The sequence below is a fragment of the Viridibacillus sp. NPDC093762 genome (assembly GCF_050279675.1).
Taxonomy (GTDB): domain Bacteria; phylum Bacillota; class Bacilli; order Bacillales_A; family Planococcaceae; genus Viridibacillus.
The window spans coordinates 247,374-268,610 of record NZ_JBNNUK010000004.1; the positions used below are offsets into that span (position 1 = coordinate 247,374).

The 21,237-nt window shown below is 34.8% G+C and carries 23 protein-coding genes, 1 rRNA gene and 1 pseudogene; 8 read left to right on the forward strand and 17 right to left on the reverse strand.

Features of this window, described 5'->3' with window-relative positions:
* Positions 1 to 395 precede the first annotated feature (395 nt).
* Entirely contained in the window at positions 396 to 1,070 is a 675-nt protein-coding gene (locus tag ACQKM9_RS08155) for a histidine kinase (protein WP_427733880.1), read from the forward strand.
* Between the two features lie 63 nt (positions 1,071 to 1,133).
* Here ACQKM9_RS08155 and ACQKM9_RS08160 read toward each other — a convergent pair whose 3' ends face one another.
* Positions 1,134 to 2,348: an MFS transporter gene (locus ACQKM9_RS08160; protein WP_427733881.1), complete on the reverse strand. Its 1,215-nt coding sequence runs from the start codon at positions 2,346 to 2,348 to the stop codon at positions 1,134 to 1,136.
* Between the two features lie 148 nt (positions 2,349 to 2,496).
* Here ACQKM9_RS08160 and ACQKM9_RS08165 point away from each other — a divergent pair, with 148 nt between their 5' ends.
* A complete protein-coding gene (locus ACQKM9_RS08165) occupies positions 2,497 to 3,204 on the forward strand; it encodes a DUF421 domain-containing protein (RefSeq protein WP_427733882.1) in 708 nt (235 codons plus the stop codon).
* A 349-nt stretch (positions 3,205 to 3,553) separates the two neighbouring features.
* On the opposite strand, the gene ACQKM9_RS08170 is transcribed toward ACQKM9_RS08165, so the two are convergent.
* Both ACQKM9_RS08170 and ACQKM9_RS08175 read right to left on the reverse strand, forming a co-directional pair.
* Entirely contained in the window at positions 3,554 to 3,976 is a 423-nt protein-coding gene (locus ACQKM9_RS08170; protein WP_427733883.1) for a protein-tyrosine phosphatase family protein, read from the reverse strand.
* Positions 3,976 to 4,932: a carbohydrate kinase family protein gene (locus tag ACQKM9_RS08175; protein ID WP_427733884.1), complete on the reverse strand. Its 957-nt coding sequence runs from the start codon at positions 4,930 to 4,932 to the stop codon at positions 3,976 to 3,978. Before ACQKM9_RS08175 ends, ACQKM9_RS08170 begins: the two co-directional genes overlap by 1 nt.
* A 206-nt stretch (positions 4,933 to 5,138) precedes the next feature.
* Between ACQKM9_RS08175 and ACQKM9_RS08180 the strand changes: the two genes are divergently transcribed.
* The 3 genes from ACQKM9_RS08180 (at position 5,139) to ACQKM9_RS08190 (ending at position 7,676) form a co-directional block, all read left to right on the forward strand.
* Positions 5,139 to 5,702 (forward strand): N-acetyltransferase family protein, encoded by a 564-nt coding sequence (locus ACQKM9_RS08180; protein ID WP_427733885.1) that lies wholly within the window; start codon positions 5,139 to 5,141, stop codon positions 5,700 to 5,702.
* Between the two features lie 245 nt (positions 5,703 to 5,947).
* Positions 5,948 to 6,838 carry an EamA family transporter gene (locus ACQKM9_RS08185; RefSeq protein ID WP_427733886.1) on the forward strand — a complete coding sequence of 297 codons (891 nt, stop codon included), beginning with the start codon at positions 5,948 to 5,950 and terminating at the stop codon, positions 6,836 to 6,838.
* A gap of 79 nt (positions 6,839 to 6,917) precedes the next feature.
* Positions 6,918 to 7,676: a FixH family protein gene (locus ACQKM9_RS08190; RefSeq protein WP_427733887.1), complete on the forward strand. Its 759-nt coding sequence runs from the start codon at positions 6,918 to 6,920 to the stop codon at positions 7,674 to 7,676.
* 65 nt (positions 7,677 to 7,741) lie between these two features.
* Here ACQKM9_RS08190 and ACQKM9_RS08195 read toward each other — a convergent pair whose 3' ends face one another.
* Complete coding sequence (locus ACQKM9_RS08195) at positions 7,742 to 8,881, reverse strand: sensor histidine kinase (protein ID WP_427733888.1); 1,140 nt, start codon at positions 8,879 to 8,881, stop codon at positions 7,742 to 7,744.
* 406 nt (positions 8,882 to 9,287) lie between these two features.
* Between ACQKM9_RS08195 and ACQKM9_RS08200 the strand changes: the two genes are divergently transcribed.
* The 3 genes from ACQKM9_RS08200 (at position 9,288) to ACQKM9_RS08210 (ending at position 11,378) form a co-directional block, all read left to right on the forward strand.
* On the forward strand, positions 9,288 to 9,596 hold the full coding sequence (locus ACQKM9_RS08200; RefSeq protein WP_427733889.1) for an ArsR/SmtB family transcription factor: 309 nt from the start codon (positions 9,288 to 9,290) through the stop codon (positions 9,594 to 9,596).
* 11 nt (positions 9,597 to 9,607) lie between these two features.
* Positions 9,608 to 10,543, forward strand: a complete 936-nt coding sequence (locus ACQKM9_RS08205) for a cation diffusion facilitator family transporter (protein ID WP_427733890.1) — start codon at positions 9,608 to 9,610, stop codon at positions 10,541 to 10,543.
* 205 nt (positions 10,544 to 10,748) lie between these two features.
* Positions 10,749 to 11,378, forward strand: coding sequence for a nitrite reductase (locus ACQKM9_RS08210; RefSeq protein WP_427733913.1), 630 nt, complete (start codon positions 10,749 to 10,751; stop codon positions 11,376 to 11,378).
* A gap of 220 nt (positions 11,379 to 11,598) precedes the next feature.
* Here the strand turns inward: ACQKM9_RS08210 and ACQKM9_RS08215 are convergent, their stop codons facing one another.
* From ACQKM9_RS08215 to rrf, 13 genes and pseudogenes are all read right to left on the reverse strand, one after another.
* A complete protein-coding gene (locus ACQKM9_RS08215) occupies positions 11,599 to 11,721 on the reverse strand; it encodes a glutaredoxin family protein (protein ID WP_427733891.1) in 123 nt (40 codons plus the stop codon).
* A 108-nt stretch (positions 11,722 to 11,829) separates the two neighbouring features.
* A complete protein-coding gene (locus ACQKM9_RS08220; protein WP_427733892.1) occupies positions 11,830 to 12,645 on the reverse strand; it encodes a hypothetical protein in 816 nt (271 codons plus the stop codon).
* Positions 12,646 to 12,659: 14 nt separating this feature from the next.
* Positions 12,660 to 15,080: a heavy metal translocating P-type ATPase gene (locus tag ACQKM9_RS08225; protein ID WP_427733893.1), complete on the reverse strand. Its 2,421-nt coding sequence runs from the start codon at positions 15,078 to 15,080 to the stop codon at positions 12,660 to 12,662.
* 93 nt (positions 15,081 to 15,173) lie between these two features.
* Complete coding sequence (gene copZ / locus ACQKM9_RS08230) at positions 15,174 to 15,380, reverse strand: copper chaperone CopZ (protein ID WP_427733894.1); 207 nt, start codon at positions 15,378 to 15,380, stop codon at positions 15,174 to 15,176.
* A 443-nt stretch (positions 15,381 to 15,823) separates the two neighbouring features.
* Positions 15,824 to 16,129, reverse strand: coding sequence for a metal-sensing transcriptional repressor (locus ACQKM9_RS08235; protein WP_038180847.1), 306 nt, complete (start codon positions 16,127 to 16,129; stop codon positions 15,824 to 15,826).
* Positions 16,130 to 16,544: 415 nt separating this feature from the next.
* Positions 16,545 to 17,183, reverse strand: a complete 639-nt coding sequence (locus tag ACQKM9_RS08240; RefSeq protein ID WP_427733895.1) for a FusB/FusC family EF-G-binding protein — start codon at positions 17,181 to 17,183, stop codon at positions 16,545 to 16,547.
* A 119-nt stretch (positions 17,184 to 17,302) separates the two neighbouring features.
* Positions 17,303 to 17,566, reverse strand: a complete 264-nt coding sequence (locus ACQKM9_RS08245; protein ID WP_427733896.1) for a CD3324 family protein — start codon at positions 17,564 to 17,566, stop codon at positions 17,303 to 17,305.
* 487 nt (positions 17,567 to 18,053) lie between these two features.
* Complete coding sequence (locus tag ACQKM9_RS08250) at positions 18,054 to 18,452, reverse strand: hypothetical protein (RefSeq protein ID WP_427733897.1); 399 nt, start codon at positions 18,450 to 18,452, stop codon at positions 18,054 to 18,056.
* Positions 18,453 to 18,736: 284 nt separating this feature from the next.
* Positions 18,737 to 19,837, reverse strand: a complete 1,101-nt coding sequence (locus tag ACQKM9_RS08255) for a DUF1648 domain-containing protein (RefSeq protein ID WP_427733898.1) — start codon at positions 19,835 to 19,837, stop codon at positions 18,737 to 18,739.
* A gap of 15 nt (positions 19,838 to 19,852) precedes the next feature.
* Entirely contained in the window at positions 19,853 to 20,230 is a 378-nt protein-coding gene (locus ACQKM9_RS08260) for a GntR family transcriptional regulator (protein ID WP_427733899.1), read from the reverse strand.
* A gap of 51 nt (positions 20,231 to 20,281) precedes the next feature.
* Positions 20,282 to 20,617, reverse strand: a complete 336-nt coding sequence (locus ACQKM9_RS08265; RefSeq protein ID WP_427733914.1) for a dienelactone hydrolase family protein — start codon at positions 20,615 to 20,617, stop codon at positions 20,282 to 20,284.
* Positions 20,618 to 20,685: 68 nt separating this feature from the next.
* Positions 20,686 to 20,856 (reverse strand): annotated as a pseudogene (locus ACQKM9_RS08270) (dienelactone hydrolase family protein); the annotation flags it as partial.
* 153 nt (positions 20,857 to 21,009) lie between these two features.
* Positions 21,010 to 21,125, reverse strand: a 5S ribosomal RNA gene (rrf, locus tag ACQKM9_RS08275).
* Positions 21,126 to 21,237: the final 112 nt, after the last annotated feature.

Here is a 21,237-nt window from a genome sequence, read left to right on the forward strand (position 1 = left end):
ATCTGTATACTCTCTTATCCAAAGAGGTGGATCTCGTGTTATATTTTGCTAAACAAAAATCTTTACATATATGAGCACTTGACTATAAATGTGTGTACCATCATAATAAGTAGCCATACGGATACATACTAGGTATTCGTGATTTTTTTTGATGAAACAGAGTCAACTCTAAAAGTGATAAATGACCGAGTAATACTATATGAGTAAAGAAACGTAGGATAAGTAATAAGACGAATATTAAATATACTGGTAAACAAAGGTTTTCTGTATAAACTATTTGTGAAATCATTTCACTGACACAGTCTGGCATTTATATTCTTGCTTCAACTAATCATATAAAATTTAGACGCTTTCATATAAAGGAACAAAATACTAAACACGAGGTGTGAACTGCCGTGAAACATTTAAGAGGACGTATGGACGAGAGTATTTTAGTATGTGCATACTACGGAGCAAACGGAGAAAGATTGATTCGCAGAGGGCATAAAATGGCTAAGATGCTAGATTGTCCACTCTATATTCTAACGGTTGATCCTCAGCCATTCGATAACTTCGATGCTGAGAAGGTTGAATATCTTAACAATTGGCAACAACTTGCGGAAGAACTAGAAGTAGAGGAATTTATCATTCGAGATAACGAGAAAAAACCAATACAAAATGTTATCGCAGAGGTTGCACACCTATACAACATCACACAAGTCGTTATTGGACAAACTGCACAAAGTCGCTGGGAAGAAATTACGAAAGGTTCGTTTATGAACTTACTTCTTAAAACAATCTCCTTTGTCGATCTACATGTCGTTTCTGTTGAACGTCACGTCCGTAATGAAGAAGATGCGATGTTCGAAAAAGGTGTTCGAGCATATTTACTAGAGAACGGTAACGATTATAAAGTAAGCTTTACATGCTCAAAAAACATTTATTACGAGGGTATTTTCTTCAAAGAAATTGGTACTGATTTTGACAATGGTATCTTCAAGTTTATGCATGATAACAAAATGCATGAAGTACATATTTCTGAAAATCATGTAACAGATTCAACGAAAATCCCAAGTAAATCTCGCCAATAATAAAAGCTGTCTACGTGGTTATTTAAACGACTCATTAGACAGCTTTTTTACTTATAAATACCTTTAATTTTTTAATTTCCATTTTCGATCTGTCGGTAATGCAAAAGCAACTAAAGCAAGTATTGGCAATACGGATATAACAACCATTGTTTTAAAAATCCCATAATGGTCCATCATAATACCAATAACTACTGCTCCGATCGCACCCATCCCAAAAGCTAATCCAACCGTTAGTCCCGCCATAGTTCCAATTTTACTTGGTACTAATTCTTGTGCGTACACTACTGTCACAGAGAAACTTAGCATAATGAAAAATCCTATTAAAATAAGTAGCACAATAACACCCCACAACGGAACATAAGGCAATATTAAGGCCAATGGCATCGGTACAAGTACCGATAATAAGATGATGTTTTTACGCCCTAACTTGTCTGCCATCGGTCCCCCAAAGAATGTCCCAACTGCACCTATTGCTAGGAATACAAAAATTATTAGCTGTCCTTTTTGTATTGTTAAACCATACTTATCCATCAAATGAAAGATATAAAAGCTTGTTATATTCGTCACATAAAATGACCGGACAAATATGACCATCATTAATAAGCCAAGTGCTATTCCTACTTGCTTTTTTGTCATTTTCGGTAAAGAGGAAATAATTTCCTTTTTCTTTTTAGATAAACGCTCTTCCTCTAACTGTTTTTTATACCATGCTGAAATTTTAGATAAAACTATAATACCTATAGCGGCAACAATTAAAAACCACGCTGCTCCTTTTTGACCAAATGGCACTAATATAAAGCCACTAATTAAAGGCGCTAACGCTTGTCCTGAGTTACCACCTACTTGATAAATAGACTGTGATAATCCACGTTTTGAACCTGCGGCCATGAAAGAAACACGCGAACCTTCTGGATGGAAAATAGCCGAACCAAATCCTAAAAATATAACCGAAACTAAAATCATCCAATAATCTGCGGCAAAGGCTAAACCTGCCATACCAATAAATGAGCTAGTCATACCAAGTGGTAATGCATATGGTTTTTGCTTCTTGTCACTAAAGTAACCAACAACCGGCTGTAAGACCGAAGCTACCATGTTTAAAACAAAAGATATAAAACCAAGCTGAGTAAACGTTAAACCTCGCTCACTTTCTAATACTGGGAACATAGCTGGAATAACAGCTTGTAAAGTATCGTTAAACAAATGACAAAGCCCTATTGCAAACATTATAGGATACACTGGATTCCCTAATGAGTGCGTTTTATTTACTGTCGTCATCTCCTTTTATTACACTTCCTTCTTTTTACGAAATAATCAATTTACTTATTATAACAATAATTACGTAAATGTTTTCATTTTAATCGGGAATATCTCTCGTTTTTAAAGGAAAGCTAACAGATATGAAGTGAAAAGGAGTTTGATTTACATGGACCATTTTTTTGAGATTAACTTTTGGGAAATGATGCTGAGAACAACGATATCATTTATAGTACTGCTTATATTGGCACGCTGGCTTGGAAAAAAGCAGCTAAGTCAGTTAACGTTTTTCCATTACATTACAGGTATTACAATTGGTTCGATAGCGGCAGAAATTGCTTCTCAAGAAGAAACACCTTTTATAGATGGCTTGATTTCTCTAGTATGGTGGACCGCTTTGACAATACTTATGAGTGTTCTCGCAATTAAGTTTCCAAAGGTACGAGTAATTATCGATGATACACCTACAGTTATCATTAAACATGGTGAACTATCTGTACAAGCATTAAAATCCGCGAGGTTGCATATGGATGATGTCATGATGATGATGCGTGAACAATCCGTCTTCTCAATTCAGGATGTAGAATATGCTGTTTTAGAAACAAATGGACAACTGAGCATTTTGAAAAAAACACCTCAACTGAGTGCCACAAAACAAGATGTAAAAGCAGACGTCTCAACTCCTCCTCATATACCTATGGAAGTTATCGCTGATGGAAAAATTGTCTGGAGTACAATGGAGGAACTAAATTTAACTGAAGATTGGTTAATACGTAAGCTCCGTAAAAAGGAGATTGAAGATGTAAAAGATGTATTTTACGCCCAGCTCCAACCAAATGGCTCATTGTATATTACCGTGAGGGATAAGGATATATAATTATTCCTTTACTTATTATTAAGAACAAAATTATTAATAACTTTTCAATATAGCACTACACAATTATTAAAAAAAGCGCTTTGATTGGATAAGCGCTTTCGATTACATAACTCATCTTTCCTAAATCAGTAATAATGTAAAGAGTACTTAAGATAATAAACCATTAATTTTAATAGTTTATCGCTTTTAGTAAATCCGCAATTATAACCTTAATTATCCATTAGACGCCTTTTTTAGAGAGTAGCTCTTTTCATTAAGTGAATTAAAAAGGAGATTATTATTGAATAAGGTTTTTTTTAAAATGGCTTTATCAAAAAACCTTGTTGCTAATTCAACAAGGTTTCAAAAATTATTTATCATATATACTTTGCAAAACTATTTTCATCGGCTCACGAACATTTACTTTATCACGTATAGCCTTTGCTTTTTGTTCGGCTTCTTCAACAGTCGATGCTTGCCCTAGTTCAATTAGCGTACCTACTGCTACGGTACCTGCTCGACCACCACCGCCTCCACAATGGAAAAATACCTTTTTCCCATCACGATATGCTGATACTACTTTATCGACCGCATGCAAGATAGAGACTTCAACCTGCTCCGCTTCATCTGCAATTGGGGCATGTACTCTATTATAAGTAACTTTTTCTGGTTCTTTCACACGTAAATCGATGACAACGTCAATTTTTTCATTCTTAACAGCTTCTTCAGCATCTGCTGCTCCTCCAAAGAAAATTCGATCATCCAATAAGGCCTGATATTTTTTCTCCACCATTAAACACCTTCTTTAATAAGTGATTTTATCTCCTCGAAACGTGGCATTGCTGTAATCGCGCCTGCTTTTGTTGCAGCCATTGCGCCTAATTGATTGGCAAAGAATACACAATTATAAGCATCTTCCATTGTTTTTGGTATACCATATAAATGTGAGTGTCTTAAAACACCTGCCATAAAGGCATCGCCAGCACCAGTCGAATCCACACATGTAACTGGGATTGACGGTACATGTTTAACTTCACCATTCAATACGACATACGTGCCTTGCGCACCAACCGTAATCATTATAAAAGGAATATTGTATTTTGCTAACGCTACAATCCCCTCTTCTAGTGTTGTGGTTTCTGTTATGAAGAACAGTTCTTCATCAGCCAACTTTAACATATCCACGCTTTGTAAAAATGTATTTATAGTATCATAACAAACTTTTTGGCTTTCCCAACGTAATGGACGAATATTGGCATCCATCGCAAGTAATACATTATGTTTTTTAGCCAATGCTACTGCTGCACGAGTTGTTTCAAGTGCAGTCGGATGGAACATAGTATTTGAACAGATATTAAATATAGAAGCACGTTTAAATGCTTCTTCTTGTAAATGCTCAGGCTCTACTTGTAAATCAGGTGTTTCATCAATATAATTCGTGAAAATGCGATCATTTCCTTCAGTTAGGTGGACATGTACACCACTTACACGTTTTTCAGGGACAATTTTAGCATAATTCATGTTTACGCCCTCTTTGTCTAGCTCATTTCGGACGAATTCAGATGTTTCATCATCCCCTGTTATAGTGATCAATGCAGAAGGCGCACCGATGCGACTAATTCCTGCAGCTACATTTACAGTAGCACCACCTAAAAACTTAGTAAACGACGTGTTAGTCATATCATTGGCAATAAAATCTACAAACGCATCTCCATATACGAGAACGAATTCTTTTTTTGAGTCTAACATTCACAAACTCCTCCACAAAATATCTTACTTCTAGCGTACCATGAAATCACCCATTGAAAAAGTTTCTTTCCGTATTTTTCGACATTTTTCGTCAAATTAAGGAGAACTTCCTTTTCAACCTTTAATTCGTCATAGGTACAAACACTTATAATCGGAAATCACAGTCTCTCTTTGCTATACTTAAGCTTGAAGGAGTTTGATAAAAAATGATGATTACTGTAAGAAATGCTGAACTAGCTGATGGCAAATTTGTTGCACCACTTATTATTGAAGCAATAGGAGACATCGCAAATCGTATGACAGGTGAAACAGAACCTAAAGCTATCGAAAGCGAATTAATTAAGTTATTCGAGCGCACAGATAACCGACACTCATATCTCAATACATATGTTGCAGAACATAATGGTCAAGTAGTTGGTACTCTAGTAATTTATTCAGGTGATGCAGCACCGCAAATGGATGCCAAATTAGAAACATGGTTACAAGAAAAAGGTGCAGAAACACCAAAAGTGGATAAAGAAGCTCATGAAGACGAATATTATGTCGACACAATTTGCATCAATCCTGACTTCCGTGGTAAAGGAATCGGAACAATTCTTCTTGAATTCTCCGAACAACTAGCACGAGAAAAAGGTTATAAAAAAATATCATTAAATGTAGAAACTCAAAAAGAAAAGGCACGCCAACTATACGAACGTATGGGATACGTCATCACAGAACCATGGACAATCATAGACGAACCATTCCATCATATGGTTAAGTCACTTTAATGCTGAGGGTGCTCGTCCATCGAACCACAACCAAAAACTTTCATCCATATTTGGTAAACAGCTTTATATAACAAATTTTATAATCCCTAAAATTAATATAAAACATGAGTTTCTTCAAAAGATGCTCATGTTTTTTATGTGGAAATTAATACTACTTAGTAAACTTCCCTCTTCACAAATTCAAAAAAAATGTTATACTATCCTCTTGGTTGATTCTAATCTGGCCAATAATAGGAGTTGTTTATATGAATAAAAATTTATTATACTCGCTATTAGTTGTACTTGCGGCTAGTAGTTACGGAATATTGTCCACTATTATAAAGGTAGCTATGCAACACGGATTTGATTCAGCTGAGGCAGTTACTAGCCAATATATTGTTGGATTTTCGCTAGCATTGCTACTCTTTATAATTACACAACGTAAGTTACCTAGACTATCTAAAAAAAGTCTGATTATATTACTTTTAGCCGGGATTTTCACAGGTACGACAGGGATTGTTTACGGAAAATCTTTAAATTATTTACCTGCTTCTTTAGCGGTTGTTATGTTATTCCAGTTTACTTGGGTTGGCATGCTGATCGATTGTATATTACACCGTCGCCTACCAAAGCGTGAGGAAGTCATTTCTCTAATTTTCTTATTCGCAGGAACAATTTTGGCAGCTGGGATTTTAGATGTCGATTTAAGCGGTATTGCTTGGCAAGGTTGGGTATATGGTTTTGCTGCTGCAGTCAGCTTCTCTATTTTCATCCAAATCAATTCAAGACCAACTGAAGAAATTTCAACAATTGCAAGGATGATGCTTATGTCATTCTTTGCGCTTGTTTTAATATCTATTTTCTTATCACCTGAAATTGTTTGGAATGGACAATTATTTGGTGCTGGACTTTGGAAATTCGGCTTACTACTTGGGGTATTTGGTATAATTTTACCGATTTTATTATTCACAATCGCTGTCCCTAAAGTCGGTGGTGCTATGGCTTCTATTCTAAGTGCCATGGAACTACCTGTAGCAATTACCGTTTCGGTTGTTGTGCTACATGAATCTTTAACTTGGATACAAATTGTAGGGATTATTCTAGTATTAATCGGTATGACTTTACCTACTCTATTGACAAGAAACAGAGCAAATTAAACACAACTTCACACTTATTTTGCAAACTCTCTCTTCTTTTTGGTACAATCAATCGTATTGAATAGAAGGGAGCTTTTTTATGCGTAAAATTGCACTAACAGCATTAGCATTAATTTCTAGTGTTGCACTTGTAGCTTGTAATAATAATGAAGGAAAAAATACAGATAAAGTCGAGAAACAGGAGGTCAAGGCTGCTGTTCTTAGAGCTGATGTTACTGTCCCTAAAACCGCTGAAGTCGGAGAAAAAGTTGAATTTCAAGTAAAAGTAACAGAAGATGGAAAAGTAATAACAAACGCTTCAGAAGTAACGTTCGAAGTGGCAAATGCTGATACCCATTTAGATAAAATGTTAGAAACTAAAGTAAACAAAGATAATGTCTATGTAGCTGAAATGACCGTTAAAGAAGCTGGTAATTATGAAATTACAGCGCACGTAACAAATGGTGAGGGTCATGAAATGGTCGATGCAGATATGAAAGTTGCAGGCGAAGTCGCAAAAGCTAAAGACAATGATCATGATTCAGAAGAAGCACATGAACATGCACATGGAGATACTACTGCTACATTCTCTCAAACAACTGCTAAAAAAGGTGAGAATACTAATTTTAGTGTCACTATTGAGCATGACGGTAAAGCATTGACAGATGCAAGAGTTCGTTTCCAAATTGTTAATAATGATACTGAAGAAGCTGGATGGTTAACACTAAAAGAAAAAGTAGACGGTACTTACGAAGTTAAAAATACTTTCAATGATGTAGGTACTTATAAAGTGACTCTTCATGTAGAAAAAGGCAAAGAGCTTCATTTCCATGAAGAAAAAACATTTACAGTGAAATAAATAACAGAGCAAAGGCCCTTAGAGTTAATACCTTTAGGGGCCTTTGTATATTCAATAAAATTATTTTAACTATGCTTTGAATTTCCCTTTTGATACATGATAACATTTGGCAAAGTAACCATTACCAGCGTACCATTTTGTTCAGAAATCTCTAGATCACCATTTACAAACTCTACTCTTTCCTTCATACCATTTAAACCGTTACTCGACGGTTTCCTATTCATATTAGAAATGCCTATACCATTATCTAATACAGTCAATTGGATGACGTCGGATTTTTGTATAATGGTAATTTTACATTCAGTTGCTTTGCTATGTCTTACAACGTTATTGACAGCCTCTTTCAAACACATACTTAATGTATTGCCAGTAATTGCAGGAATGTTAGTGAATTCCGAATTACCTTCAATAATCATTTTAATATCTGCTGCTGTTAAAATTTTTTGAACATGTAGTAATTCATCCTGTAATTTTACAGCCTTCATATTCGACACCATTTCCCGCACTTCTTTTAATGCAATGCTAGCTGTTTGACGAATATCGCGAAGCTCTTCTATTGCAGCATCTTGATCTTTTTTTACTAAACGAATGGCCAAATCACTCTTCAAACCAACCATAGAAAGCTTTTGCCCCAGAGTATCATGCAAATCTCTAGCAATTCGTTGACGTTCTTCATAAACGCTTAGTTCAGAAATACGCTCATTGGCAGTTGCTAATTGTCCTTGTAATTTATCACGTTTGTTCGTGCTATATATATAAAAGGGCCCTAAAATCACACCAAATACGACAATGACGATAAAAGGAATCTCTTTAATAAATAGCTCTGTCTCGATAAAGAAACCACCTGTAATTGAACCAACAGTTATTGCAATATGAAGTCCATACATAATATAAAACCCAACAGTATGGCGAATTCGCCCTATAAAGAAAGCAGTGAAAATGGCAAAATAAATGTAGCCAAAAAGAACTGTCATCACCGCATTTATAACCATCTCTAAGGAAATACACACATATACTAAACCATTATTAGTACTATAAGAAAAGCGAAAACAAATGATATATACAATCAAAATAGCTATTGCAACAGATACAATTAATGTAGATGATGTACGAAAAACGAAGTAAAGAGGGACGAAACAGAAAAGAATCCAAGCCGAAATACTTAGCAATGAATTTTTCGGAAAAATACTATACCAATTCGACATTCTGTCAATTCACCACTCTTTCTAATCTTTTATTATAACAAAACTTCCTTAAATCCAAACCGATAGCCATTTTGATTCTAGAAATCATATAACATCACATGACCAACCGATAGCATACTTAAGAAAATAACTTTGCCAAATAGCTAATTATACAAGTAATTATTATATAACTCTTTTTGTGGAAAAGGGCTAGAGCTTCATTGTGAAAAGAAAATATTTACTGTGATATTAAGTTAAACATCTTCTGCACTTATAATATTGATCTATGATGGATTATTATATTTAAACGCATTAAATTCATAAATCCATGCAAAATAATGAACACATAGTTTACAAATAACATATACTATTGTAATATCTACATATGAACACATGTTCATATGATAATATTATGGAGGTCAATTAATTGAAGCAAAGTGAACATCACTTTTTAAATGAATCGACGGTTGATGGTGTTGCAAGAACTTTCAAAGCATTAGCAGATCCTACAAGAGTGAAAATTTTATATTTACTATCGCAGGAAGAATGTTCAGTTGGACATATTGCAGATGTTCTGAACATGACTCAATCTGCTGTATCCCATCAACTATCCTTTCTGAAAAATTTACGTTTAGTGAAATCACGTCGTCAGGGTAAATCTTTATTTTATAGCTATGATGACGAGCATGTTATTGAAGTACTCAAACAAGTAATTGACCACTCATTACATGATTAGGAGGAATTTATATGCATCATCATGGACACGACCACAGTCATGATCACGGGCATCACCACCACGGGCATGATCATAGCAGGGACGGTAACAAAAAGGGGCTTATTATAGCCCTTTCAATCACAGCAGCAATTATGTTATTGGAGTTTTTTGGAGGCTTAATTACTAATAGTTTAGCTTTACTTGCAGATTCTGGACATATGTTAAGTGATACAGCTTCTTTAATCCTTAGCTTAGTAGCGATAGGATTTGCTGCTAAAGCCACTTCTCCAAAGAGAACATTTGGTTACCATCGATTTGAAATTTTAGCAGCCTTTTTTAACGGCATCACTCTATTCTTAATTGCAGGTTTCATCATCTATGAAGCTTATGGAAGATTCTTTGAACCTCCAACTGTTGCTAGTGATTCTATGATGTTAATTGCTCTAGTGGGATTATTAGCAAACCTTATTAGCGCATGGTCTTTAATGAGTAAAGGTGACGTAAAAGATAATGTCAATCTTCGAAGTGCTTATCTTCATGTTCTTGGGGATGCATTAGGTTCTGTCGGAGCTATTGTTGCTGGTCTTGTCATGTATTTCTTCGACTGGTACATTGCAGATCCTATCATTAGTGTTGTTGTTGCACTATTAATCCTAAAAGGTGCATGGGGAATTATTAAGCATACCGTTCATATTTTAATGGAAGGGACACCGGCTGCAATTGATCAACAAGAGGTAAAAAGAGCATTAGAGAGTATAGATGGTGTTATTAATGTACACGATCTTCATATCTGGACAATTACATCTGGATTAAATTCTTTAAGTTCTCATTTACTAATTAAAGATGAAGAGAATGAACAAGTGATTCTTCAAAAAGCCATTCATGTAATCGAAAAAGAATTCCATATTGGACACACTACAGTTCAAGTTGAAAAATCAATGCTTCAACATGAAAATATGAAAGTCTAGAAATGTAGAAGGTATTAAGAAATCGTTCATTTTAAAGAGGCTCTATAAAATGAATAAATTCTATTCTGTTTCCTAAGGGAAAATAATTTCGTGAACAATTATCCGCGGAATTATTTTATTTAAACTCAATATACCCTCCCTCGGTATAGTATTACTTAAATGTGTAATCCATATGATAAAAGATTAGAAGGCTGTGAAAATAGATATGACTCAAAATGACAACACAGTGAAATTAGCTGTTAACGGGGGCATTTCATTTGGTGCTAAACTAAATACCAAACAGTTGGCTGTCATTGCTCAGTACATGAATGACGGGGATGAACTGGAATTGACAACTTTCCAGCAGCTTTACATCGATGTACTTGAAAGTAATGTGGAATTCGCAAAAGAGAAATTTAAAGAAGTTGGCCTGTCCTGCTACCCTGTAGGAAATTTCGTCAAAAGCCTAAGAACTTGTAATTTCTGCAAAGGGTCAGAACAAGAAGGTATGCCCGTTGCCATTGAACTAAATAAAAGTATTGTAGGAAAACCCGTTCCCTGTACGCTTCGTCCAGCCTATACAGGTTGCCCCATCGGCTGCGGTGAACCATTAGTCAATGATATCGGCGTCATGAAAATCAAAAATGGCTATGATTTATATATAGGAGGAAAGGCAAAAGGTTTTGATGCTCAAACAGGGGCTTTAATAATGGAGCAACTTACTCCCGAACAACTGTATGAGGTTGTAGAGAAAATCGTTGATATTTATGCTGAGAATGGTAAAAAGCGTGAACCGTTATTTAAATTCATTAAACGCTTTGGAATAGACAATCTTAAAGCGCAACTTGTTCATTAAATATAGAAAACTTAAAATTCGAGAGTAATATATATAAGTAATACTATAATTTCACTTGCCCACGCTTCATTTCACACTAAATGAAGCGTGGGCATTTTTTCTATTTAAGCTATCTCAACTATATAGAAAATCTATATTACTGTTGATTTGCTAGCCAGGCCTAACAAAGATTTATTTTTGAACACAAAGGTAGGAACCATTCTGGCGCCGCTTAGCTTGATTAACTCTTTCTCCTTTGACGGTTGTGCGTAAGATCATAATCTATATATGAAATGTTATTGTTTACAAGGAACGCTTTCGCTTTCTGACAATCTGAACAAGTTGGTCTTGTATAGAGCTTCAATGATTTTTTTCATTCATAATCACCTTCCATTAAATATATACATAAAAATCAAAAGGGGTTTCTCATCAGTCGTTTTTCCGACTTAGAGATACCCCCCTTTTCAAACTCTTATTTTACTTCAATTACAAATGGATAAGCATTTACTTGTTCATCAAACTTAAATTCAGCCCACATTTTATATACACCTGGCTTAGTGAATTCTGTTTTAAAAACTGTTTGATCATCCGATACAGGATGTACATGAATAAAGTTCTCTGCGTTTTCATCTAAAATGACGACATGACCTAAAGCACCTAAATATGGTTCAGGTTTAGCACCTTTTAAATCGAAATCTAAAGTGATTTCCTTATTCACATCAAATTCTGTAGTCTTAAGTTCCACTGGTTGATTGTTAATGGTTTGTATAAAGTTTTTATCTACAGCAAGATTATTCCCACTGTTCTTTTGATGTGTTTCACCAACATGAAATTCAATTGGTTGCACTGAATACAGAAGCCCTTTCGGTTTGATATCTACGAATGCTTTATAAGAATTATCAGCTAAGTCAAACTTATTTTGATAGATTCCTTTATTCGTTTCCTCGGGGTGGAAATGATGATATTCTTCTAAGTCTGAACTAACAACGATTAAATGCATTAGCTTTTCATGAGATACTTCTAATTCTGGTACATTATTGTTTTTGTCTTTTAATTCTACTGATGTGATTCCATTAGCGTAAGCTACTTTAGGGATAACTTCACTCATGTCACTTTCCTCATGATCCGTATGTTCATTTTTACTATTATGTTGAGCTGACTTTTTACTATTATGATCGTCTGTTACTTCTGTTTTTGGGTTCATATTGGCATATACACTGTAACCTATTATGATAATTCCTAAGTAGACAATTGCGGAAATAGCCCAAGTTGCCGTACTACGTTTCATATATATTGCCTCCTCTAAGCTTTTAGCTTAATACGTTGTAGTCTTAAAGCATTTAGAACAACAGAAACAGAACTAAACGCCATTGCTGCTCCAGCTAACCACGGAGCTAATAAACCGACTGCGGCTATAGGTACACCTAAGCTGTTATATGCAAGTGCCCAGAAAAGGTTTTGTTTAATATTCAAAATGGTCTTCTTACTCATGAAAATTGCGTCGGCAATACTGTTTAAATCGCCTCGAATTAGCGTAATATCTGCTGCTTCCATTGCTACATCTGTACCTGTACCAATTGCCATCCCAATATTAGCTGTTGCTAACGCAGGGGCATCATTGATACCATCTCCTACCATCGCAACAACTTTCCCAGCAGCTTGGAGTTTTTTTACTTCATCTGCTTTTCCTTCTGGTAAAACTTCTGCAATGACATGCTTAATACCAACTTGAGCTGCAATTGTTTTGGCTGTTTGAGTGTTATCTCCTGTAATCATTACTACATCTAAGCCTAATTTGTGTAAACGAGCAATAGCATCTTTTGATGTTTCTTTAATTGTATCGGCTACAGCTACTAGCCCCGCGTATTGACCATCGATAGCAACTAACATAGCTGTTTTACCTTGCTTCTCTAAATTCTCCATTTGCACTAATTCATCTTGCACTTGTATGTTGTGTTTCGCCATTAGTTTACGTGTACCAATTAATAATTGTTTACCATCCACTTTAGACTGAATACCGTAACCAGGAACTGCTTCAAATATTTCAGAAGAACCAAGTTCAATACCTTTTTCTTTAATACCTAAAACAATTGCTTCTGCAAGTGGGTGTTCAGAATTTTTCTCCGCTGTACCAACAAGCTTAAGGAAGTTTACCTCATCTACACCGTGTGCTAACAAAACATCTGTTAATGACGGTTTACCATTTGTAACAGTACCTGTTTTATCTAGGATAATTGTATCTAAACGGTGTGTTGTTTCAAGATGTTCGCCACCCTTAAACAATATCCCGAATTCTGCTGCGCGACCGGACCCAGCCATGATTGAAGTCGGTGTCGCTAAGCCAAGTGCACATGGACAAGCAATAACTAATACTGCGATGAATTTTTCAAGCGCTTCCGCAAAATCTCCCGGACTCACCATGAAGTACCACACAAGGAACGTAATAATAGCTATACCTACTACAATTGGAACGAAAATACCTGAAATCACATCAGCCAAACGTTGAATCGGTGCTTTTGAGCCTTGTGCCTCTTCAACTACTTTAATAATTTGCGCTAGAGCTGTATCTTTCCCAACGTTAGTTGCTTTAATTTTCAAGAAACCATTCTTGTTAATAGTTGAACCAATAACCGTATCGCCCACTGTTTTATCTACAGGAATACTCTCACCTGTTAACATTGCTTCATCAAGTGCTGATTGACCTTCCACAATTTCACCGTCAACAGGTACTTTCTCGCCCGGCTTGATGTAGACAATATCTCCTTTTAATACTTCTTCTATAGGAATGACCATTTCTTTGCCGTCACGGAAAACAGTAGCGTTTTTTGCTTGTAGCCCCATTAATTTCTTAATAGCTTCAGATGAACGACCTTTTGCTTTGGCTTCAAATAGCTTTCCTAAAATAATTAAGGTGATTAGAACCGCACTTGTTTCATAATATAGGTCCACCATATGAGCATTTGTGCCAATCGACTTGATACTTAAATACAAACTATAGAAATAAGCAGCTGATGTACCTAATGCCACAAGTACATCCATGCTTGCACTCTTATTTCTTAATGACTTATAAGCGCCAACATAAAATTGTTTACCAACAATAAATTGAACAGGTGTTGCTAGGGCGAATTGAACCCAAGGATTCATCAACATATCTGGCAACCAAATGAAGCTTGTAAATTCGAAGTGACTTACCATTGCCCATAACAAAGGGATAGACAAAATAAGCGAGAAAATAAATTTCCCTTGTTGTTTTTGAATTTCCCTTTGACGATGGTCGATATGGTCACCAGTTTTTTCATGTTTTTCTTCAAGAGAATAACCAAGTTTTTTTATCGCCTCTTGCATTTCGGAGATATTCACTTGTTCTGGGTTGTATTCCACGTGTACAGATTCTAACGCAAAGTTAACCGTTGCTAGTTCAACTCCATCAAATTTATTTAAGCGTTTTTCAACTTTATTTGCACAAGCTGCACAAGTCATCCCAGTAACATCGAAATCAACTTTTTCACTTACTACGTCATATCCTAACGCTTTTACTTTCTCCTTAAATTTCGAAGTATCGGTTTTTTCCGAATCATAGACAATATGTGTTTTTTCGAGTGCAAAATTTACATTCGCCTCTTCAACACCCTCCATTTTGGATATCCCTTTTTCAATCCTATTTGCACAGGCAGAACATGTCATACCTGTTATTTGTAGAGTCGCTTTCTTTTGACTCATCATTTCTCACTCCTTACTTTACTGCAATTATAAATGCTTTGGTTTTAAAAGAAATCGTGCTGAACCCAGCACGATTTCTTTTTGGCACTTTGTAGATTACACTACATCATAACCTTGATCTTCAATTTCAGCTTTAATTTCTTTTAAGCTGATCACATTTGGATCTAACAATACATCTACCTTTGCTGTATCAAGATGTACTTTTATAGATTCAACTCCGTTTAACTTACCTACATTTCCTTCAATTGAATTAACGCAATGTCCGCAAGACATACCTTGTACGTTTAAAGTAATTTGTTGCATAAATAGTTCCTCCTAATGTGTTTTCATTTTCTTTATAAAATTACTATACCCCAGTAGGGTAAAATAAAACTTTTATTTATCTAACTAAAAATACTACAAACTCTTTCACCTTGTTTGTACCATCTTATTTATACCTTTTCTGCTGTGCTAATAGCTACATGAAAAACTATTAATACTACTCAAATAATTAAAGTGTTTAATAACGGAGCTTCACTTTAAGTTTTTCTTATAATCATTTTTTTATCCATCTATATTGAGCGCTCGGCATTTTTTGACTAAATGTCTTAATTACTATAAGCCTCTATAAATCGCTCAATTCTTTTTAACTCTCCTTCCAAAGATTTGTTGAAGTTAAATTACTTCTCACAAACAATTTACCATACCCCTGTAAGGTATGTCAATGATAAGGTAAAAAGTCAGCATACATAGCTGACTATCACACATTAGGACTTTGCAAATTGCTTAAAAACGTCCATCAATTCTTTAATCGCTTCTTCTCCTTCACCATTCTTAATCGCATCCGATACGCAGTGGCTAGTATGCTTTTCTAATAAATTCATGTTCACTTTCTTCAATGCTGCATTAATAGCGGATACTTGAATTAAGATGTCTACACAGTAACGATCGTTTTCAACCATATTTTGAATACCACGAACTTGTCCTTCAATTCGTTTTAGTCGATTTAAAATATCATCTTTTTCCTTTGTTGATCGATGTGTAATTTTCACTTCTTCTGACGGGTTTGACATATTGTCACCTTCTTTTCTTAAGAGGGTATTATTAATGATGAGTTTAATTTGATTGTACCATAATTATTTTCTTGCCTCTTGTTTACAAAGTGGTAGGAAATATATTTAGGTCTATCTACTGAAGAAAATACGCTTAACAGGTTTCTAACCTTACAACACTACACTGTAAATCAAACTTAACATTCGTATCTGTAACGAGTTAGCTCTGCTTCAAATAACTGATTATTAAATTAGGCTTTTTCCAAACTACTATATACATTTCAGTTTATTTTTTTGGAACGTAATCTGTATGATTTTTCAATATGTAATAGATTAAGAATTCATTTTAGAATACCTATCCCCTTATAAATGTCTTCTTAAGTATGTAAATAAAAAAGCAAATCATCTAAATTAGATGGTTTGCTTTAGCTAAAATTTAGTCATTAATCGTTGCAATGAAATCAGTTAGCCTTGTAAAATCTGTTAAGTTTTCATTACATGCCGTGCTATCTACGCAAATATAGTTTCCTCGTTTTACATATGTGCCTACCGCTTTACCCTTTTTAGAACTCATGAACATGCCGACTGATTGATGCTGGTTACAAATAGTACATATTCCCTTTTTACTAGATTGACTAAAGATGCCTCGGATACTTTTAATGTTGTTATCATTTCTATAAACGATATATTTACGGTTAGTTCCTGAATCGAACCAACTTAAATAAGAAATTTCAGTCCAATCTATATTTTTCAAATCTGGAACTTTTAATTTTTTATCTTTTGGGAAGAGCTTTTTAAGTTCTTTTTCAGTTAACTTTTCAAATGGGGTTACATAAACTTTTATCTTTTCAATAAAATTTTCAAGCTGTTCCTTCGTTTGAATAGTTATGATTTGCTTCACAATGCTACTTCTCACTTCATCTAATCCAATGAGTTTTTCATTAATACTCTCCATTACTAACGCCTGTATCGCCTGAAGGACATGCTTATCATTGGTGTTCGCATAAGCATTAGCTATTTTCTTAGCTTGCTTCTTGACGAACTGGTATTGTTCTACATTCATAAAGGGTTCCATTCGTATCACTCCTTTGTATTCAACTTACTACATATATTTTAGGTTTACAATTGGGGATTATTTTTATAATTAAACTCTACATAAAAATAGCTGCTAATTATCATAGCAGCTATTACGACTTATTTTGTATAAATAATTTTTTTTATTGTTTCCACAGATAAATTATATTCCTCAGCTAAGTATGTTAAAGATGATCCACTTCGGAATGCATCTCGTATCTGGGCATTGCGTATAGATAACCGTTTACGCTCACCAGAATGAACTCCCCACTTGACCCTGTTTTTTTCCGGCTTGGGGATATAGAGTAAATCTCCTTGTACATACTGTTGAAGTTCAGCTAACAGTTTTTGCGGAATAATATCCTGTGCATTCACATATCTCATTGGAACTCGCTCCTCCACTATCATAATTGAAGTTTAGGGCAAAGCATTTCAATGAATAATATGACATGCAACGGCGATGATACTTTAATCACCCCATGCAAAGAATCGCCAAATTATTATTAAAAGGCTTTGCATGAGTTCTTGTAGTAGCTGGTAAATACTTTTCATATCCCACCCTAATCACATCCTTTTATAAATTGGACGATACGATAAATTAATATCGATTCACACAATATTTTACACTGTTAAGGGCTCGTTTTGCAATTTCTTGTTTGTATGATTTAACTGATTACTTCACCTGTGAAATTCTCTAAGATGATAAAATGTTTAATTAACTTGAGTTATAATTATTTCCCGGGAAATATTATACGAAACTATGAGCGTTATATTAAATCGTTTCGTAACATCTCTTCTATAGGTGTATAAAAACGAAAAAAGCACCTTCAGCTTAACTTTCTGAGGATGCTTTTCGCATATATATATTACTTCATTTTCTATCCTTAGTATCGATCACGAATGTTGTAATGATGAATAAGCCAAAGCTTACTAATAAAATTGTTCCACCTACGATATAAAAGACTAATGCGAATGTTTCGTTCACGTTAAATGGTTTTAGTGCGTTTAACCACATACCCACGGTTAAGCCAATAGAACCAATAATGGCAGTCCAACCATGAGCTGCTACTAATTTTGCTGATTTCACTCTATACACGCGATAGAACATACCCCATGAGAACACTGATAACCAACCTACTAATAAAATATGAACATGAATCGGGCGGAATTGATAACTACCAGACCCCGCCATATGCGAACCTAATCCGGCTCCAATCAAACCAAAAATTGCTGCTAAACGAATTAAGCGTAAACTCCATTTTGCCTCCATAATGTCATTCCCCCATAGAATTTATTATTACTATGGTAGTAACATTACTTTGCCAATATGAACACCACATGAACAAATCGTTACAAATGAGGTATATGATTTTAAAAGTGGTGCTTTTATTCAATACGCATTACCCTAATATCGTCTTTAGACAGCTTTATAACCTTTTTGATAATGATATGTCTAGTTTTCTTTTACTCGGGCTGTTTCAGCTCTAAAAAGCGTTTAAACAGATGTGTTATATACTTAATCGTTATAGTTAAGTTAATCTACTCTTCTTCCATTTATGCAAATATAGAAATTAAAATAATTAATAATATCGGACCTAAAATACAAGTAATGGCAGTAGGCCTAGCCATATTTATCGTCCAACCAACACCAAATCGCTTCTCTACAAAGATCGATGGATCATTGCGGTTAAAATATAATAGACCACCAATCCAGTACTGGTCCTCGTCTACATCTGTAATACCAGAAGCCGAATAATTAGTATTTTTAGCTTCACCTAAACTACTCAATTTCACTGCAAAAGCAATTACTCCAATAATTGTGATAAAAATGAAACTAATGAACATGATAAGCATCACACTCTCACTTACTAGATTGCTATGAATTGTTGTCAATTGTAAGAAACTCAAGAGAATTGTTATTAACATGGTCATTAAAAACATTAACCAACTTGAATACTTTCTCATCGCCAGTTGCTGACGAATGGATTGCTGCGTTCTAGTCGCGCTAATTTTAATGCCTGAACGACGTGTTAACTCAATAATACCTGCAAACATAATCTGCATCACTAATAAAATGAGTGGTAATGCAATTACTGAAAATCTATTTTTATCTGTAAAGGCATCCGGCTGACCGTTAGGCCCCCAATGCGTTGCAATTTTTTCAGGGAGTAGTGGATATTGCATATAAGTGTAAATAATCAGGCCACCTACTACAAAGATTGGTAGTAAAAAATAGAATATCGGCAACATTTCATCACGTGCCCGTACAGACCAATCTGTTACCTTTACTTGTTTCAGGTCAAATCCCCATTCCTCCACTTTTTTCAACTTCGAAATTTTATTATGCAATATAAAATACATCACCATACTTATACCAATCAATATAAATTGTAGGGTCATTCCCACAATAATGGCTAACTCATCATTCACGCTACTATTTATTTCCCACAAAACATAACCCGCTACTAAAATGATCAGGATGCCTAAAAGCGTTAAAGTATATATCTTTTTAGATGCCTTCACAATAGGGTGATAAACTTGCTGATCTGGTACGGTTACACCAAAAACAATCGTCTCTTTAATCCAATATGGTAAAAATACTTGTAGTAAACCAATCGAAGCAAACATAAATAATGAAAAAATATATCCATCCATTTCCTTTAGGCCCCTTTATGACAAGTTTTTTATTAGTTTTTGCACAAGTTGTTGTAAATCTTGTGCCCCTAATCCAACGACCAATCCCTCTGCAACCACAGGTCGTAACATTCTCTCAACTTGTTGTATTTGCGTATTTGTCACACCTAAATCATTTGGCCCTGTAACAACTGCACCAGACTTTGGGATAATGTGTATCATCCCCTTTTTTTCTAATTCATGATAGCTCTTATTAACCGTATGCATATTTACTCCTAAATCAGCCGCCAAAGCTCTAACTGATGGTAAGGACTCTCCAGACTTCAGCTGTCCACTGGCAATACCTTCAATAATTTGCTGCGTTAGTTGCGTATATATTGGCACATCTGATTGTGGTTCAATTTGCAGAAACATACGTATCACTCCATTCTGTTCTACATTTATTATAACAAACCAAATTAACACCTACAATTTAATCCATGTAAAAATTTCATTTGTTGATTTATCCGCCGCTAACTTATCAAAATTTTTATCAAATGGGTTCATATAGCCATGACTCTTATTCACTAGGTGAGTATAAACTTGATTTTTTTGTTGCAATTGCACAAGAATTATTTGAGGGTTGAAAGATATTTCCTTTTCAGCAAAATAAACCACAGTAGGAACTTTAGGTCTAATATGTAAGTATTGGCGGATACGCGATCCATAAAAAACGAAAACAGCTGATACTGACTTTTCACTACATAACCATGCCAGCGTTGCATCGATACTGAATCCAACAATATAAATATCCTCATATATTGTTTTTGTTCATTTATAATTTGCTCAACTATTAACTGAGCCTTTTCAAACCCTACTTCTATCATAAAGTATGCATATGCTTCTTCTTCCTCTGAATAACAAAAGGGTTCTCTATCTAATAAATTAGGAACAATTACATCAAATCCTGCATTATTAAAAATAGTTTTATAATACTCCATATGATTATTAACACCATAAATTTCATGGAGTAAAATAACTAACGTTTTTTTTATTGTCATAAAAATCCACCAATCTTTTTGAATATATTAGATCAAAACTCATTTCTAATTAAAATATGGAAATAGTTAATCTTATTCCTATACGACCGCTTAGAGACCTTATTTTTAACAATAAAAAAAGCACAACTGATTAAATCAGCTGTGCTTTAGTGTGCCTAGCAACGTCCTACTCTCACAGGGGGAAACCCCCAACTACCATCGGCGCTAAAGAGCTTAACTTCCGTGTTCGGCATGGGAACGGGTGTGACCTCTTTGCCATCATCACTAGACTATATTAGAGAACTTGTTCTCTCAAAACTGGATAAATTACATTGAAGTTTGTTAAGTAAAATTTGGTTAAGTCCTCGATCTATTAGTATTCGTCAGCTCCGTATGTCGCCA

Excerpts from the sequence above, each read along its gene's own strand:
- ACQKM9_RS08160 (WP_427733881.1), bottom strand. The coding sequence starts at position 2,348 with ATGACGACAGTAAATAAAACGCACTCATTAGGGAATCCAGTGTATCCT.
- ACQKM9_RS08165 (WP_427733882.1), top strand. The coding sequence starts at position 2,497 with ATGGACCATTTTTTTGAGATTAACTTTTGGGAAATGATGCTGAGAACA.
- ACQKM9_RS08170 (WP_427733883.1), bottom strand. The coding sequence starts at position 3,976 with ATGGTGGAGAAAAAATATCAGGCCTTATTGGATGATCGAATTTTCTTT.
- ACQKM9_RS08175 (WP_427733884.1), bottom strand. The coding sequence starts at position 4,932 with ATGTTAGACTCAAAAAAAGAATTCGTTCTCGTATATGGAGATGCGTTT.
- ACQKM9_RS08180 (WP_427733885.1), top strand. The coding sequence starts at position 5,139 with ATGATGATTACTGTAAGAAATGCTGAACTAGCTGATGGCAAATTTGTT.
- ACQKM9_RS08185 (WP_427733886.1), top strand. The coding sequence starts at position 5,948 with ATGAATAAAAATTTATTATACTCGCTATTAGTTGTACTTGCGGCTAGT.
- ACQKM9_RS08190 (WP_427733887.1), top strand. The coding sequence starts at position 6,918 with ATGCGTAAAATTGCACTAACAGCATTAGCATTAATTTCTAGTGTTGCA.
- ACQKM9_RS08195 (WP_427733888.1), bottom strand. The coding sequence starts at position 8,881 with ATGTCGAATTGGTATAGTATTTTTCCGAAAAATTCATTGCTAAGTATT.
- ACQKM9_RS08205 (WP_427733890.1), top strand. The coding sequence starts at position 9,608 with ATGCATCATCATGGACACGACCACAGTCATGATCACGGGCATCACCAC.
- ACQKM9_RS08210 (WP_427733913.1), top strand. The coding sequence starts at position 10,749 with ATGACTCAAAATGACAACACAGTGAAATTAGCTGTTAACGGGGGCATT.
- ACQKM9_RS08220 (WP_427733892.1), bottom strand. The coding sequence starts at position 12,645 with ATGAAACGTAGTACGGCAACTTGGGCTATTTCCGCAATTGTCTACTTA.
- ACQKM9_RS08225 (WP_427733893.1), bottom strand. The coding sequence starts at position 15,080 with ATGATGAGTCAAAAGAAAGCGACTCTACAAATAACAGGTATGACATGT.
- copZ (WP_427733894.1), bottom strand. The coding sequence starts at position 15,380 with ATGCAACAAATTACTTTAAACGTACAAGGTATGTCTTGCGGACATTGC.
- ACQKM9_RS08235 (WP_038180847.1), bottom strand. The coding sequence starts at position 16,129 with ATGTCAAACCCGTCAGAAGAAGTGAAAATTACACATCGATCAACAAAG.
- ACQKM9_RS08240 (WP_427733895.1), bottom strand. The coding sequence starts at position 17,183 with ATGGAACCCTTTATGAATGTAGAACAATACCAGTTCGTCAAGAAGCAA.
- ACQKM9_RS08245 (WP_427733896.1), bottom strand. The coding sequence starts at position 17,566 with ATGAGATATGTGAATGCACAGGATATTATTCCGCAAAAACTGTTAGCT.
- ACQKM9_RS08250 (WP_427733897.1), bottom strand. The coding sequence starts at position 18,452 with ATGGAGGCAAAATGGAGTTTACGCTTAATTCGTTTAGCAGCAATTTTT.
- ACQKM9_RS08255 (WP_427733898.1), bottom strand. The coding sequence starts at position 19,837 with ATGGATGGATATATTTTTTCATTATTTATGTTTGCTTCGATTGGTTTA.
- ACQKM9_RS08260 (WP_427733899.1), bottom strand. The coding sequence starts at position 20,230 with ATGTTTCTGCAAATTGAACCACAATCAGATGTGCCAATATATACGCAA.